Annotated in this window: 17 protein-coding genes; 9 read left to right on the forward strand and 8 right to left on the reverse strand. The window is 55.7% G+C overall.

Going from position 1 to position 15,660, the window contains the following annotated elements:
• Positions 1 to 23: 23 nt before the first annotated feature.
• From H7848_RS06235 to H7848_RS06260, 6 genes are all read right to left on the reverse strand, one after another.
• Positions 24 to 533: a hypothetical protein gene (locus tag H7848_RS06235; protein WP_208349088.1), complete on the reverse strand. Its 510-nt coding sequence runs from the start codon at positions 531 to 533 to the stop codon at positions 24 to 26.
• A 216-nt stretch (positions 534 to 749) separates the two neighbouring features.
• Positions 750 to 1,178 (reverse strand): hypothetical protein, encoded by a 429-nt coding sequence (locus H7848_RS06240; protein WP_208349090.1) that lies wholly within the window; start codon positions 1,176 to 1,178, stop codon positions 750 to 752.
• A 2-nt stretch (positions 1,179 to 1,180) separates the two neighbouring features.
• Positions 1,181 to 1,864, reverse strand: a complete 684-nt coding sequence (locus tag H7848_RS06245) for an ABC transporter ATP-binding protein (protein WP_208349244.1) — start codon at positions 1,862 to 1,864, stop codon at positions 1,181 to 1,183.
• Between the two features lie 22 nt (positions 1,865 to 1,886).
• Positions 1,887 to 2,495, reverse strand: coding sequence for a hypothetical protein (locus H7848_RS06250; protein WP_208349092.1), 609 nt, complete (start codon positions 2,493 to 2,495; stop codon positions 1,887 to 1,889).
• 34 nt (positions 2,496 to 2,529) lie between these two features.
• Complete coding sequence (locus tag H7848_RS06255; protein ID WP_208349094.1) at positions 2,530 to 3,321, reverse strand: ABC transporter ATP-binding protein; 792 nt, start codon at positions 3,319 to 3,321, stop codon at positions 2,530 to 2,532.
• A gap of 78 nt (positions 3,322 to 3,399) precedes the next feature.
• Positions 3,400 to 4,587 (reverse strand): ABC transporter substrate-binding protein, encoded by a 1,188-nt coding sequence (locus H7848_RS06260; protein ID WP_208349096.1) that lies wholly within the window; start codon positions 4,585 to 4,587, stop codon positions 3,400 to 3,402.
• 171 nt (positions 4,588 to 4,758) lie between these two features.
• Between H7848_RS06260 and H7848_RS06265 the strand changes: the two genes are divergently transcribed.
• From H7848_RS06265 to H7848_RS06300, 8 genes are all read left to right on the forward strand, one after another.
• Positions 4,759 to 5,859, forward strand: coding sequence for a PQQ-dependent sugar dehydrogenase (locus tag H7848_RS06265; protein ID WP_208349098.1), 1,101 nt, complete (start codon positions 4,759 to 4,761; stop codon positions 5,857 to 5,859).
• A 505-nt stretch (positions 5,860 to 6,364) separates the two neighbouring features.
• Positions 6,365 to 7,708, forward strand: a complete 1,344-nt coding sequence (locus tag H7848_RS06270) for an MFS transporter (RefSeq protein WP_208349099.1) — start codon at positions 6,365 to 6,367, stop codon at positions 7,706 to 7,708.
• Positions 7,695 to 8,570, forward strand: coding sequence for an alpha/beta hydrolase (locus tag H7848_RS06275; RefSeq protein ID WP_208349101.1), 876 nt, complete (start codon positions 7,695 to 7,697; stop codon positions 8,568 to 8,570). Before H7848_RS06270 ends, H7848_RS06275 begins: the two co-directional genes overlap by 14 nt.
• 84 nt (positions 8,571 to 8,654) lie before the next feature.
• Complete coding sequence (locus H7848_RS06280; protein ID WP_208349103.1) at positions 8,655 to 9,227, forward strand: hypothetical protein; 573 nt, start codon at positions 8,655 to 8,657, stop codon at positions 9,225 to 9,227.
• Between the two features lie 309 nt (positions 9,228 to 9,536).
• Positions 9,537 to 10,133 (forward strand): peptidoglycan recognition protein family protein, encoded by a 597-nt coding sequence (locus tag H7848_RS06285; protein WP_208349105.1) that lies wholly within the window; start codon positions 9,537 to 9,539, stop codon positions 10,131 to 10,133.
• A gap of 194 nt (positions 10,134 to 10,327) precedes the next feature.
• A complete protein-coding gene (locus H7848_RS06290; protein WP_208349107.1) occupies positions 10,328 to 11,278 on the forward strand; it encodes a hypothetical protein in 951 nt (316 codons plus the stop codon).
• A 201-nt stretch (positions 11,279 to 11,479) separates the two neighbouring features.
• The gene (locus H7848_RS06295) at positions 11,480 to 12,190 is read left to right on the forward strand and encodes an alpha/beta fold hydrolase (RefSeq protein WP_208349109.1); all 711 of its coding nucleotides are present in this window, start codon (positions 11,480 to 11,482) and stop codon (positions 12,188 to 12,190) included.
• Positions 12,191 to 12,658: 468 nt separating this feature from the next.
• On the forward strand, positions 12,659 to 12,922 hold the full coding sequence (locus H7848_RS06300) for a hypothetical protein (RefSeq protein ID WP_208349112.1): 264 nt from the start codon (positions 12,659 to 12,661) through the stop codon (positions 12,920 to 12,922).
• Positions 12,923 to 13,155: 233 nt separating this feature from the next.
• Here H7848_RS06300 and H7848_RS06305 read toward each other — a convergent pair whose 3' ends face one another.
• Entirely contained in the window at positions 13,156 to 13,692 is a 537-nt protein-coding gene (locus H7848_RS06305) for a hypothetical protein (RefSeq protein WP_208349114.1), read from the reverse strand.
• A gap of 72 nt (positions 13,693 to 13,764) precedes the next feature.
• The gene (locus H7848_RS06310) at positions 13,765 to 14,199 is read right to left on the reverse strand and encodes a MarR family winged helix-turn-helix transcriptional regulator (RefSeq protein WP_208349117.1); all 435 of its coding nucleotides are present in this window, start codon (positions 14,197 to 14,199) and stop codon (positions 13,765 to 13,767) included.
• A gap of 136 nt (positions 14,200 to 14,335) precedes the next feature.
• Between H7848_RS06310 and hmgA the strand changes: the two genes are divergently transcribed.
• Positions 14,336 to 15,628 (forward strand): homogentisate 1,2-dioxygenase, encoded by a 1,293-nt coding sequence (gene hmgA, locus H7848_RS06315; RefSeq protein ID WP_237072624.1) that lies wholly within the window; start codon positions 14,336 to 14,338, stop codon positions 15,626 to 15,628.
• Positions 15,629 to 15,660 lie beyond the last annotated feature (32 nt).

Genomic DNA, 15,660 nt, shown 5'->3' on the forward strand with positions numbered 1-15,660 from the left:
TCAGTTTATTGTCATGAGTACGCTTAATATAGGCCACTTTCGCAAGTACCGGCGTAATGTGCGCCGCCAGCTTCTTCTTTTCCCAAAAGATAAAGTCGCACCTGTCCATCGGCAAAGACCTCAAGAACTTCTCGGTGGCGATCTGTCAGCCATTCCCACGAAAACAACCTGGCCCCGGGCTGGCCGCTGTCGACCTCATATATCTGGCCGAGTACGTTAATATCATCGCCCATATGTCCAACATAGTGGCTGAGAATATTGCGCACATTTGGATATAATTCTGCGGATCCGGGTACAATGCTGTTCGTCAGTCCGACCATATCAGTGCCTTGCCATGATATATGTCCATCCAGTTCAGGAAGTGTTTTCAAAGCCAGAAAAAAATGCACCGGCTCAAAGCCCGACTTTTTTTCTTCGCCAGCAACAGCATGTGTAAATGTGCATGTCAAATAGTCGTGTTCATGCAGGTCGAATGTATCTGTTGATAGAATTGCCATTGAAAATATACCAATAATTGATGTTGCGGTGATCATATTATGCTACCTCAAAAAATCTTGCAGCGTTGAACCAAGGCAAAACTGACACCAGCGGTCGACTGCGTTTGGAATATGGCGCTTGCGGCATCATCTCGTCGATCGAGGGGCGCGGTTTTGGGGCGGCTTCAGGTGGTACTGGAATGCTGCGACAGGTGCCACAATTCTTAACGGGTAAAGAATGGCGAACTGCATTCAGGTTAATAAACTGATGTATCAGCTTATAGGCAGTGTAGATTTACTGCAATCGCCACGCAAAAACTGTCCGCTTGCAGGGCTACCTTCGTATTGTATCGAATAAATAGCGCCACCAGAATAGAAGTGCGTCAGATGGGCGGCTGCGCCTTGTCGCAGTGGTATCAGGAATGAGCGTGCGATGCTGCGAGGACGATCCTGATCACGCATGACGATGGCTTCGTCCATTGATACCCCCCCATCGCGAAAGGCTCTGTTTTCCGCATCATTGTGCCAGAATATTATGTTGAGATTAACCCTGTGGCATTTCTGTCCCAAGGGACATCTTTCGGTAAATGTGCAAAGAAGCGGTTCAAAACCCTGTTGCAAAAGCTCTTCGCGCGTTGGACCCATTGCATTCGCTATAGAAAGTCCAAGCAGAAGGAAAAAGGCAGCTAAAATATGTCTCAAATCTATCCCCCCAAAAAGCTCTTACGGACCTCTGGATCGGCCAGCAGGTCTTTTCCGGTGCCGGTAAAGGCGTTGCGGCCCTGGACCAGGACATAGCCTTTATCCGCGATTTCAAGCGCCTGGCGGGCGTTTTGTTCGACCATCAGGATGCTGATGCCTGTGCGCGCGACCTCGATAATGCGGTCAAAGAGTTCGTCCATCACAATCGGACTGACGCCCGCGGTGGGTTCGTCCAGCATCAGCACAGTGGGCTGGGTCATCAGCGCGCGGCCCACGGCGACTTGTTGGCGCTGGCCGCCTGACAGTTCACCCGCCGCCTGATTGCGCTTTTCGCGCAGGATCGGGAACAGGGTATAGACCTGTTCCAGCGTATCACCGATATCGTCGCGGCGCAGAAAGGCGCCCATTTCCAGGTTTTCCTGAACACTCATCGAGGTGAAGATGTTGTTCGTCTGCGGCACGAAGCCCATCCCCTTGGCCACGCGGGCCTGGGGCGTCAGGCTGGTGATATCTTCGCCCGCCAGCCGCACCGCCCCGTCGTGCACGTTCAACATTCCGAAGACGGCTTTCATCGCTGTGGATTTGCCTGCGCCGTTGGGGCCGACGATCACGGCGATTTCGCCCTTTTCCACGGCAATCGTGCAGCCATGCAAAATATCGGGCCCGCTGCCATAGCCGCCCGACATGGTGTCTCCGATCAGAAAGGGGTCAGTTGTCAAGTTCGGTCAGCTCCATAAAGGTGCGGTTCAGCGACCGGTGTTCGACCGAATACTCCTGACCGATGGCAAAGGTCATAGCCTGCACGGTGTGGCTGTCGCTGACCAGCACGCTGTTGGCCATCACAATCGGCAGGCCGTTCAGGCGCACCTTGTAGACGATCTGTTCGCCGCTCTGACCGCTTAACTCGACCGGAGTGACCTCAAGCACCTCGATCTGACTGACCGGAACGCCCGAGGCCGCCGCGGCATTCTGCAAAACCGCATCGCGCATGAATTCCAGCGACATACCGTCATTGGCGCCCAGGGCTTCGACGATGAACTGACCATAGTGGCGGTCGTCATAGCGGTATTGCGCGATGATATCGGCATTCGGCGGCTGGCCGGAAACCCAGATGTCGGGATCGCCGCAGAACGACAAAATCGGGTGCAGCGTCTGGCAGTCACTATCGGCGGCCTCGACATAGGCCCAGGTGCCGTCGCTGTTCAGCTCGACCTTTTTGCCGTCAACAACGGCCGTGCCGACGATATCGGCCAGGGCCGCGGTACCAAGCGTCAGGGTCAGGCCCAGTGCGGCAATCAGTTTTTGGTTTAACATCATGTCAAAAGCTCCTGAAATTGATAACAAATGAACGTCAGGCCTCTGCCGCGGCGTCTTGCGTTTTATTCTTCAGCCCGGTCCCCAGATAGGCCTCGATCACCTGTTCGTTTTGCATGATGGTGTCGGCGCTGCCCTGGGCCAGGACCTTGCCTTCGGCCATGACGATGACAGGGTCACAAAGGCGGGCGATGAAATCCATGTCGTGTTCGATCAGGCAGAAGGTATAGCCGCGTTCCTTGTTCAGCCGGACAATCGCGTCGCCGATCGTGTTCAGCAGCGTGCGGTTCACGCCTGCGCCGACCTCATCCAGAAAGACGACTTTGGCATCGACCATCATCGTGCGGCCCAGTTCCAGCAGTTTTTTCTGGCCGCCGGACAGGTTGCCTGCCTTTTCATGGGTCAGGTGGTCGATGGTCAGAAACTCAAGCACCTCATCAGCCTTGGCGCGCAGCGCGCGTTCTTCGTCTGCGATGCGTTTGCGGCCAAACCATGTGTTCCACAGCGCCTCGCCCGATTGACCGCCGGGGACCATCATCAGGTTTTCCTGCACGGTCATGCTGCTGAATTCATGGGCGATCTGGAAGGTGCGCAGAAGGCCCTTGTGGAACAGTTCATGCGGGGGCAGGCCGGTGATATCTTCGCCATCCATCGTGACACGGCCCGAGGTCGGTTCAAGAACGCCCGCGATCACATTGAAAAGTGTGGATTTTCCCGCGCCATTAGGCCCGATCAACCCGGTGATTGATCCTGTCCTGATCTCAATTGACGCGCCATCAACAGCGCGAAAAGCGCCAAAATGCTTGTGAACGTCCTGGGCGACGATCATCGTTAATTCCTTACCGCGCTTGTCGATGCGCTTTTGTTGTTGGGGGGCAGCGCGGCTGGCGCACTGCCCGATCCGGTATCAGCGATACTGCGCTGTTGTGATTTCGCCGCCTTCTATGACGATTTCACGATAGTTGCCAGCCGATTCACCGGGGCCGATCAGTTCAACCGCCGTGGCGCCGACATAGTCAATTTCGCCGCCATCAGCCAGGATTTGCAGGGCTTTGCCCAACTCGCCCGGGAAGATCTGTTCGCCGGGGGCGTTGGCGACATCCATGACGTGGTCCTTATAGTCATTGGGGTCCGAGGACCCGGCCGCCTGCATCGCCAGCATCAGCAGGGCCGCCGCGTCGTAGGATTCAGGCGTGAAGACTGATGTTGTGTCAAAAGCGTCGCCCGCCAGTTCGGCCAGCATCGCAGTGCCGGGGCTGTCGCTGCCCGGCAGCTGACCGGTTGACCCTTCGATTTCATCGCCAAAGTTCTGCTCAAGCGCTTCGCCGATCATGCCGTCGGGGAAGTGGAAGGTATCAAAGGCACCTGTATCCAGTGCGGCCCGCACAATACCAGACCCGCCCTGATCGACATAGCCTGCGACGACCAGACGTTCGCCACCAGCGGATGCCAGGGCTGCGACTTCGGCGGTATAATCGGCCTTGCCGTCCTCATGTGCGGCACTGATGGTCACGATGCCACCGGCGGCCTCAAACGCGGCCTGAAAACTGTCGGCCAACCCCTTGCCATAGTCATTGTTGGTATAGGTCAGCGCGACTTCATTGATGCCCTGGTCGACCAGAACCTGTGTCATAACCTCGCCCTGACGCGCGTCCGAGGGTGCTGTGCGGAAGAACAGGCCGTTGTCTTCGGCAGTTGACAGGGCGGGTGAGGTTGCCGATGGCGAAATCATAACGACGCCGTTCGGAACCGCGACATTGGCCAGGATCGCGCCGGTCACGCCGGAACAATCCGCCCCCATGATGCCGCTGACACCATCCGACGTGATCAGACGTTCGGCAGCCGTGGTCGCAGCAGCAGCGTCAACGCAGGTCGAGTCTGCGCGCACGGGCGTCACGGTCGCACCCCCCAGAAGCAGGCCGGATTCAGTCACCTCGGCCATCGCCAGTTCGGCACCGGCGGCCATGGACGGGGTCAGCGATTCAATCGGGCCGGTAAAGCCCAGAATGACCCCCAGCTTGACCTCTTGATCCTGAGCGGCGGCCATGGTCACGCTGGCCGCTGTCAGCGCAGTCGCCATAAGCAGTTTTTTCATACGGTAATCTCCCTGTTCTTGGTCTTTAATTCAGCCGAACCCTATGCCGACCGAACGCGCTTGAAAAGAGAAACTATGTGGAATTGGTGGCTCACGTCCGCGTCAGGGGCATGGACAGACGCGATTTGGCGCATATCTGATCAAAGACACGGATCCTATGGAGGACAATCCATGCGAAGATTTATTCTGGGTACGGTTTTTGCGCTGTTGGTGGCACCTGCACTGGCGTTAAGCAGCAGTCAGGGTGACCTTCAGGTGACCGAAATGGCCAGCGAACTGAACGCGCCCTGGGCTGTGGGGTTCCTGCCGGATGGCGGATTTCTGGTGACCGAACGCGACGGGCGGCTGTGGCGCTATGACGGTCAGGGCAACCGGGTTCAGGTCGGTGGTCTGCCGGAAATCAGGGTTGAAGGGCAGGGCGGTCTGCTGGACGTGCTTGTGCCGCGCGATTTTGCGCAGACGCGGCAGATTTATCTGAGCTTTGCCAAACCTCAGGGTCGCCGCGAAGGCACTGCTGTGGCGGTGGGCACGCTGAACGCGGCCGGTGACCGACTGGAAAACACCCAAGTGATTTTTGAAATTGAGCCTGGGTCCCGCGGCGGCCGTCACTTCGGCAGCCGGTTGGTTGAGGCCACAGATGGTACGCTGTTCATCACCGTGGGCGACCGGGGCGACCGGCCCTCGTCTCAGGATCTTGGCAATCACAACGGGTCTGTCCTGCGGATCAACCGCGATGGGTCGGTGCCTGCAGATAATCCCTTTGTCGGACAGGACGGCGCGCAGCCTGAAATCTGGTCCTATGGCCACCGCAACCCGCAAGGCGCGGCACTGGACTTGCAGGGTAACCTTTGGGTCAACGAACACGGCGCCCGCGGCGGGGATGAGGTCAATCTGGTCCGCCGCGGTGCGAACTATGGCTGGCCGGTGATTTCCTATGGGCGGCATTATTCCGGCCTGCCGATTGGTGAAGGACAGGCCAAGGAAGGCATGGAGCAACCCGCGCATTACTGGGACCCGTCCATCGCGCCGTCGGGCATGATGGTCTATTCCGGGCGGCTCTGGCCCGAATGGCGGGGTAATATTTTCGTGGGGGCATTGAAGTTCAGCTATATCAGCCGGCTTGACGGCGATAATGTACGTGAGGTCGAACAGATCGAAGGTGACGAAACCGCCCGCGTCCGCGACGTGCGCGAGGCGCCCGATGGGTCGATCTGGTTTATCTCGGTCGGCAACAGCGCGATCTATCGGTTGACGCCTGCGGAACAGTCGTGACAAACGCCCCTGGCCCCGCGCGGCCTTTTGCCGGGCAGGGGTCTGGGTCTGTTCTGATTAAGAAAGGTGGCGCCACCCTGTTGGGTCGGTCTGCCGGAAAGGGGTCGCAACGCCCCCACCTTTTGATCTCATGCATGATTTTGCAGGTGGCTTGCGCTTTGGGGCTTTAATCCAAAGGGCAAGTTCCGAAAAACCATTATGTCCGACGTCGTGGGATGGGGTTTTACGCGAGAGAGGCTAACGTCTGCTTATAGTGGCGTACGGTGGGGTTTGAGTATTTGTGGAACAATAAAGTGCTGGCATGTGCTTTATTGTTCCCAAAATACTCCGGGGGGTGAGGGCCGTCTTGGAAACGCTCTGGGAGAGCGTTTCAGGCCCGAACGGGCGGAGCCCAGAAAGGCGCGGGGGCAGCGCCCCCAAACAGCACGGAGCGCAACGAAACTGTTGATATCGTCTTACCTTCGTTTATCCCGGTTTTCAGATTGACCTGCGGGAGGTTTGGTTCGTGTCATTGAGTTTGGGTCAGAAGGCCGGTTGGGGTCTGGCTGACATGGGTATTGCCGTCTTTGTCGTCGTCAAACAGCTGCTGGTTCTGGCTTTTCTGAATACCTATCTTGGCGTGCCCATCGCGCTGGCGGGCAGTCTGACGACGGCGGTTCTGATCTTTGACATCATCTCGGACCCGCTGATCGGCTATCTGTCGGACCGCACCAGCAGCCGCTGGGGCCGCCGCGCACCGTGGATGTTTGTGGGCGCGGTTGTGCTGGCCCTTTGCATGATCGGGATATTCGCGGTGCCGCAGGGGTTTTCGACCTTGGGCAACATGCTGTGGGTGGGGGCGTTTTTTGTGCTGGCCACCATCGGCTTTACCATGGTCGCGATCCCCTATGGCGCCATGGTGGGCGAGATCACGACGAACCCACAAGAACGATCGCAGATGACGGCCTGGCGGATGGGGTTTGCCTCGGTCGGGATCCTGATTGGGGGCGCGGTCATCCCGCTGATTGCCGGGGACAGCCGTCAGGGGCATGTGACTGCGGCGATGGCCGTCGCGCCCCTGATCATCGCGGCGATCTGGCTGTCGCTTTGGGCCACACGCCGCGCGCCGCGTCACGCCAGCCCGTCGATCGGCAGCATCGGGGCCAACTTCAAACTGGTGTTCGCAAATGGCGCTTTTGTCCGACTGACGTTGCTTTACGGCGTCATGACGCTGGCGATTGCGATTATCACCGCGGGTCTGCCCTTTGCCGCGCTTTATCTGATTTTGGACAACGGGCAGACACTGTTATCGGGGGCGGCGAGTGCTCTGTCAGTTTTGTCGCTGATGTTTGCGGCTTTTGTCGTGGGGTCGATCCTAAGCCAGGCGGTCTGGGTCTGGGTGTCGGCGCGGCTGGGCAAGCTGAACGCGCTGGTTCTGGGGCTGGCGCTTTATATCATCCTGCTGATCGCGCTCTTCACGCAACTGCCATCGGTCAATGTCACGGCGATTGCAGGGATGTTCGTACTGGCGGGGATGACGAATGGCGCCTATCAGCAAATCCCCTGGGCGATGTACCCCGACCTGATGGATATCACCGCGGCTGAGACCGGCGAAACGATCGAGGGCGCGTTCAGCGGTCTGTGGCTGTTCGGTCAAAAACTGGCCAACGCCCTGGCGCCGCAGGTGCTGGGGCTGATCCTGGCCGCCTATGGCTGGCAAGAGACGACGCAAGGCCGCGTTGACCAGACCGATGCGGCCGTCACGGCGCTGCATGTGTCAATGACCCTTGCCCCCGCCGCGATCCTTGCTGTAGCGATAGCGGGATTGGTTTTGATATATCGTCCGGCGGTGAGGCATGGAATTTCCTGAAACAACAGAACAGGTTGATAAGTATCTAAGCGCGACCGAGGCCAATGTGCCCAACCTGCGCGACGGCGTCGAAAAGCGCGTTATCTGGGCCAGGCCTGACAAATCGAAAACCGATATTGCGGTTGTTTATATCCACGGGTTTTCCGCCACGTCCGAAGAAATCCGCCCGGTTCCTGATCTGGTGGCCCAGGCGCTGGGGGCCAATCTGCACTATACGCGGCTGGCGGGCCATGGGCAGGACGGTGCGGCCATGGGGCAGGCCGGTTTCGGCGACTGGATGGACGACGCGCGGCAGGCCATTGCGATCGGAAATGTCATCGGGGAAAAGGTTCTGATCCTGTCCTGTTCGACCGGTGGCACCCTTGTGCCGATGCTGCTGTCTGACAATCCGACCGACCGCGCCGTGCTGGGGGCTGTCTTCGTGGCGCCGAATTTTGGCCTGTCGCGGCGGATGCTGCGCGTGTTGCTGTCGCTGCCAGGGATCGAACGCTGGGGGCATCTGCTGGTTGGGCGCGAACAGGGATACGATGTGATGTCGGACCAGCATCAGGCCTATTGGACGACCCGCTTTCCCACGCGCGCCGTCTTTACGATGCGTCAGGCGGTGCGGACGGCCTGGCGTGTGAACGCCCACCGCATCAAGACGCCCGCCCTTGTCATCGCCGATGACCGCGACAAGGTCGTCAGCACCCGCGATGCCCGCCGCTATTTCGGGCGATGGGGCGGCCCCGTGACATTTATCGATTGGGAAACCGGCCCCGACGACGACCCCAACCATCACCTGATCATGGGCGATATCTTCAGCCCGTCGCAAACGCAGCCCGCCACACAGGCCATTTTGGACTGGTTTCACAAATTATAGACAAACCCCATTGCCCCGACGTAAAAACGTCGCTTTACTTAAGGTATAGTTGTCGTTGTAGATCACTCATTTCAGGGGCTGTTCATGAATTTCGAAGCATGGATCATCACGCTGCGCCATATCGAGGGGCAGATCAAGACGCATACGCTGGCCTTGAAGGTCAACGATTCACCCGACAAGAACACACATTCCTATAATGAACTGATCCGCAAACTGGATCGATGGGAACGCCAGCTGACGCTGATGCAGCGCGATCTGGCGTCGCAATATCACAATGTCGCCTATCGGCACGGGCGGCCCAAAAGCTATCCCGAGGTGCAAAGCCGCAAGGACCGACTGGGCAATGTCAACCGCCTGAACGCTCAGGTCGATGATCTGCTGGATGCGCTGGACAAGATGCGCAATGCGATGGGCGTTCCGAATAACCCCAACCGGTCGCTGATGAAGGGCTTTCAGAAGGGGCTGAAGGAACTGACGAAGGACATCGATCCGGATGATTTCATCCAGGTGATCGGACATAATCCCGGACCGGCAGTGCCAGCGGCGCCCCCCGTGACCGGCAATCAGATCACCGGCGGCATCGTTCTGGCGGTGGCTGCGATTGCCGCGATCAAGCGGTATCTGTCGGGCCGCAGCCGAAAGGACGACGCGGCTTAAGCGTCGTCTACATTTATTAGGCAACACCCCATTAAAACTACAGGGCGACGCATGGCTTGTGTGTGGGTTAGAAGCGCCCGCCCTTTTGGGCGGAATCGGGCGCTGCCCGGTGGTGACCACCGGGCGAATTCGTTGATGCCTTTGATGTTGAATTATTAATTCGATACCTGAAGTCTTACTTCAGCCTGCGGACTTGGCGCAGATGGCGATTTGTGTTAATTTCTGAAGCTGAAGGGGCATTTTTCGCCCGTTCGCTTTTTTGAACTTTGTATTTTTGAACCTATTGAAACAAATGATTGGAAATCTCCCATGTCTTTAAGACGTATCATTATGCATTGGACCGCCGGTGGTCATTCCGCCAATAGTCTTGACCGCAAACACTATCATGAAATTGTCGAAGGCGACGGCACCCGTGTGCAGGGCGACAAGCTGCCCGAGGCGAATGAATCCACGCGCGACGGCCATTATGCCGCCCACACACGCGCGCTGAACACCGGGTCGATCGGGCTGTCGATGGCCGCGATGAGCGGGGCGCGCGAACGGCCCTTTGCCAAGGGCAAGTCCCCCATCACTGAAAAGCAGCTGGATGCCTTTGTCGCGATGGTGGCGGAATATGCCGATACCTACGCCATCGAGATCACGCGCGAAACGGTGCTGACCCACGCCGAGGTTCAGCGCACCCTGGGCGTCGCGCAGCGCGGCAAATGGGACATCACCTGGATCCCCGGTATGGACAAACCCGGCGACCCGGTCGAGGTCGGCGACCGCATCCGCGCGATGATCAAGGCCAAACAGGCAGAACTGTATCAACCCGACCTCCCCGCGCTGAAAGGTGCAGGCCTGGACGACCTTGGCGCACGACTTGCATCGCACATCACCGACTTCCTGGAAAACGCGCGCCCCTGAGCAGCGATCTTATGCAACGGGCCGTCTTTGTGATGGCCTTTTGCAGCCGCTGTAGGGGCGTATGTGAAAGTTTGATAAAACGTCTTTAAGGCGATTGATAGGTTAGCCGACTAAGGGTAGTGTGATTGCAAAGATTTTGTATTTTTTAAAAGTTCAGCCCGGTTTCATAGTCAGATTGAAAGTAGGATTGCAAAATGCCATACGGTTTTACCCAGCAAAAATCCATCAGCGGAAATGACAACCTGAAGACACTCGAAGGTCTTCATGATTTTCAGGAAAAGTTTGTTATTGGCTGGCTTATCAAACAGCCTATCGAGTATCTGAAACGATCCACTTGGATGATCTGGGGAGATCTGATGAACTGTGCCGACATATCGGTCAGGTTCGCCGCAAATTCGCTTGCAAATAGCATGCGCCTGATGCCGCTGATCAAAAGATTTAAATCCAATCTTGGAATAACTGAAAGCAAGACCTTTTCATTTGGTTTGCCCAAAGTGGATTATCAGGGGGCAGATACAACAGCGAAACAATCTGCATCGAAGCCCGCGAAGAAGGATCAACTGAACAAGCTGGAAAACACTGTCGGATATGACGACGGGTATAGTTATTTCCAGACCAAGTATCAGTCAAAAGTTGATCTTGGATTTGCAAAGCCAGTTACACTTGACGCAACGATCTATAACAAATATCCGTTGAAAGACGGCAAGGAGAGTTCGAAGTCTTACATTTCTGCCCAGTATGAGACAGACAAAATATCCTTAAGCGACAGCTCTAGCAATCTTTATATGGTGCTATACTTCATCGGAAGTTCAGGTGTCGAGATCAAAGACGGTGAGAGTGCGCCTTATAACCTTCTAAAAACTAAGACTAAACTAAACATGGCGAAAGATATTGCCCTGACGGGTGAGCTTGCAACCGATGCTGGCGTCTCTCTTGGGTTCACGATTGATAACCTGGCAATGGATCGCCTGAACCTGAAGGGTGGTGCGAATGGCGATCTGAATAAAGGTTTCTCGGATATCTATTTTGGTGGTGATTTTAAGATAACGAAGGATTTCGCGATTGGCGCTGGTACCAATGTTGCATTTCCCGGTGGACCTAAACTAAAGAAGCTTTATCTGACCATCTCTTATAAGTTTTGGTAGCCTAATCTTCTTTGCCTGCACACCGCAATCTAATCGGCAGTTTTTAACCATATCCCCCTAACCACAGGTTTCCAATTGCGGAATTAGGGTTGGCTGGGTCTTTCGACTTGGGATATAGAGATGCGGATAAGCTTGGGGGCGGGGAATGGGTTATCCCAATCAGTTTAGGTACATACATTGCGCTTGTGGGGTCAGGGCGCGATGAATGAACCATTGGTTCTATTGCCGGGGCTGATGTGTGACGCGCGGCTGTTTTTCCATCAGATCAATGTGATCTCGGCCGAGCGTCCCGTTATGGTGTCACCCATCACGCAGGGCGAACGGATTGAACAGATTGCATCAGACATCCTCAGCGCGGCGCCTGCGAAGTTTGCGCTTTGCGGTCTGTCGATGGGGGGCATCGTCGCGATGGAGGTGCAGCGCCGCGCGCCTGACCGTGTGACGCGCATCGCTTTGCTGGACACCAGCCCGCTGGCAGAAACACCCGCCGTGGCCGCCGAACGCGAACCGCAGATCGTGCGCGCCAAGACCGGTCAGCTTGTCGAGGTCATGCGCGAGGTCATGCAGCCGAAATATCTGGCTCCGGGGCCGCATAGGATTGATGTTCTCAATACCTTCATCGACATGGCAACAGCCCTCGGCCCCGAGGTCTTTATCCGCCAAAGCCGCGCCCTGCAGAAACGCAAGGATCAGCAGAAGACCTTGCGTCAGTTGAAGTGCCCGGTTCTGATCCTGTGCGGCGAACATGATACCATGACGCCCGTCAAGCGGCACGAATTCATGGCCGAACTGATCGAGCATGCCAAGCTGAAGATTATCGAGGGTGCAGGCCATCTGCCCACGCTGGAAAAGCCCAAGGCCACAACTCAGGCGCTGCAGGATTGGCTTCGGCAGCCTTATATTCTGCAGTAAACAGACCGTTAAAACATTTTTCTGCACATCTGACATGTAAATGCCGGGTCACCATCGCGCGGGAGTGGTCAGGCAAAGCGTTTCAGATGTCCAGAACGATGCAAAAACACCGTCAGACTGGATAATTTTGGCCGCTTTTCATTTTATTTGACCTCACGTTACTCACGCAGTTTGTGAGTATTGACGCCGGATCACAGTATTTTTGTAACAATGCAGAACTGCACATCGCAAAACACCTTTTTTCTTTGGGTTATTTTGCCCTTTTTCACGGATTTTTATTTCACGCGCGTGTGATGTGCGATTTTGCACAATGGGCAGTCGCATTTTCGCCAGTACTCAATTTTTGGCACGACCCCAAATGTATCTCATCCGACGAGCGGATCACAACGATCCACCCGCCAAATCAACGGCCCATAAGGGTCAATATATAGCACCCGCAATCCCCGCGGGACATAGAAAGGAAGACCAATGACACGTAACTTCGCAATCGCCGCTATCGCTTTCGCACTGGCAACACCTGCACTGGCAAACGACAAACTGGCTGGTTCAGTTGGTGTTGAGCCTGGTCAATTCACATTGAATGAACTGGCTTCTTTGAAAGCCGCACAGGACGGTGATGATCGTATCGCTTTCGGCTTTGAAGGCGGTTCAGAAATCGTGTCGACCCAAAGCATCGATATGGACCGTTCGGACGATGGCCGTAAAGCCGGCATCATCTCAGACGACGACTAATTGAACTGCTGGACGCCTGATCACAGCGCGTTCAGTGTCACCGGTGACAAAGAAGCGGGGTTCCCCACATGGGTGAGCCCCGCTTTGTTTTTGGATGAGGCCGCACATAATTTAGTTCAAACTGAAAAGGCAGTAGGACAAAGATATTCTCAGTATCGATGAGAAACGTCCGGTGTCGTGCGGTTAAGCCGTATTGATGTACCGCAACTTTTCGATACCATCATTGTACAAACTCAACGATCTTCGCTTTTCCGAATACTTGCAGCGACAGTTATACTGTTGTCGTTCAGGTCGAACATAACAACTTTTTTGAGTGTTCGGCAGATTTCGAGAAGTTCATCCGTCTCATCCACCTTCTCGGAAATTAACTTGATTGAACCATTACCTTTGTGAATTCTTTCGAATTTGACTGATTGCTCTGCAAGGGTTTTCTCGATCAATGCAAGATGATCGAAACGTTTATAGCCCATCCGTATTTCAAGTTGATACGAGTTCTTGTTCGCCTTCCTTCCGCTTACCTTTACAAAAACTTCGATCGTTGGAATAGGAAAGACAGCAGAAACAAATGACCCCCTTGGAGCGCTATGCAGCAGATCGGGCACTTTCTGCTTTAGGGTTGAAAATCCCACGTCTTTATTTGTGTGATTACCGGAAACCTCTTTAAACTCTGACTGTAGTTTTCGCCCTATAATCACTGCAGCCAAGACAACAACTATAGCAATAATGCCAATGCCTGCCAAAATCCCGATCAGTATTCCTGTTGCTGTCATAACGCTCTAACTTTCTTCAATACTGGCGACTAATACTGTTTAGAGAAACAGTGTCGGCTTACTTCAACACCCCTATTGCAGCCTCGCCAGCCTTTTCAACATATCTTGCAGCGCTTTCGCGTCGGTCATTTTGAATTGCCCCAGCAACTCTAGCTGATGGTCATGGGCCACCTGGACCAGATCGTGATAAACCTTTTGGCCTAAGGGCGTTAGCTGCAATAGTTCACGTCGGCGATCCTTTGCATCGGTGTCGCGTTTCAGCCAGCGGCGGTGTTCCAGTTTCGTGATCGCTCGGCTGATTTTGGTTTTATGCATCTTGGACCGCGCGCTGATTTCCTGGGCGGTCAGGGTGCCGAAGCGACCAAGGTGAAACAGAACGCGCCATTCGGTGCGCAGCATGCCGTAGCGGTCTTTGTAGTGTTTCTGAAAGGCCAGGCTGCATTCCTCGGCCGCCTGGTTCAGCAGATAGGGCAGAAAATCGGTCAGGTCGAAGTCATCCGGGTGCATGGGGTTGACTTAGGGCTTGTTAGTTACAAATGCAACAGTTAGCGGAGTGCTGTGGGAGGGCCGCGATATGAATGATCAGTCTGCGACGTTGGTAGAGGCTGAAGGCGATCAGCCACTGCTGTTGAAGCCAAGCTATATGCCCGGCTTTGGCAATGATTTTGAGACCGAGGCGCTGCCCGGCGCGCTGCCGCAGGGTCAGAACAGCCCGCAGAAGTGCAACTATGGGCTATATGCCGAACAGCTGTCCGGCACACCATTCACCGCGCCTCGGGGGCAGAATGAACGCACTTGGTGTTATCGCATCCGCCCGTCGGTCAAACACACGGGGCGCTTTGAAAAGATTGATCTAAGCTATTGGAAAAGCGCGCCGAATGTTGATCCTGATGTCATCAGTCTGGGCCAATATCGGTGGGACCCGGTGCCCCATTCCGATGCGCCGCTGACGTTCCTGACAGGTATGCGGACGATGACGACGGCGGGGGATGTGAACACTCAGGTCGGCATGGCCGCGCATATTTACCTGATCACTCAGTCGATGCAGGACGAATACTTCTACTCCGCTGACAGTGAGCTGCTGATCGTGCCGCAAGACGGGCGGCTGCGCTTTGCGACTGAGCTGGGGATCATTGATCTGGAGCCGCAAGAGATCGCCATTCTGCCGCGCGGCATGCTGTTCAGGGTCGAGGTGCTAGAAGGGCCTTGCCGTGGGTTTGTCTGCGAAAACTACGGCGCAAAGTTCAATCTGCCGGGCCGCGGTCCGATTGGCGCGAACTGCCTGGCCAACCCGCGGGATTTCAAGACACCGGTTGCTGCTTTTGAGGATCGCGATGCCCGGTCCCGTGTCGTGATCAAATGGTGCGGACAGTTTCATGAAACCTGGATCGATCACAGTCCGCTGGATGTGGTGGCCTGGCATGGAAACTATGCCGCCTGTAAATATGATTTGCGGACGTTTAGCCCGGTGGGGGCGATTTTGTTTGATCATCCCGATCCGTCGATTTTCACCGTTCTGACCGCGCCAAGCGGGGTGGAGGGCACGGCGAATATCGATTTTGTGCTGTTTCGTGATCGTTGGAATGTGGCCGAAAATACCTTTCGCCCGCCGTGGTATCACAAGAACATCATGTCCGAGCTGATGGGGAATATTCACGGAATTTATGACGCCAAGCCCAAGGGGTTTGTGCCCGGCGGGATGAGCCTGCATAACATGATGCTGCCCCATGGTCCCGATCAGCCCGCGTTTGAGGGGGCATCGAATGCTGATCTGCAGCCGCAGAAGCTGGAAAACACGATGTCATTCATGTTTGAGACACGGTTTCCGCAGCACCTGACCAAGTTTGCGGCGACTGAGGCGCCGTTGCAGGATGATTATATCGATTGCTGGGACGGGCTTGAAAAGAAATTCGACGGTACGCCGGGTGAGAAGTGATTTCTTTGAGTGTATGTGGGGGCCAGCCCCCA

This window comes from Pseudaestuariivita rosea (assembly GCF_017592335.1).
Taxonomy (GTDB): Bacteria; Pseudomonadota; Alphaproteobacteria; order Rhodobacterales; family Rhodobacteraceae; genus Parasulfitobacter; species Parasulfitobacter rosea.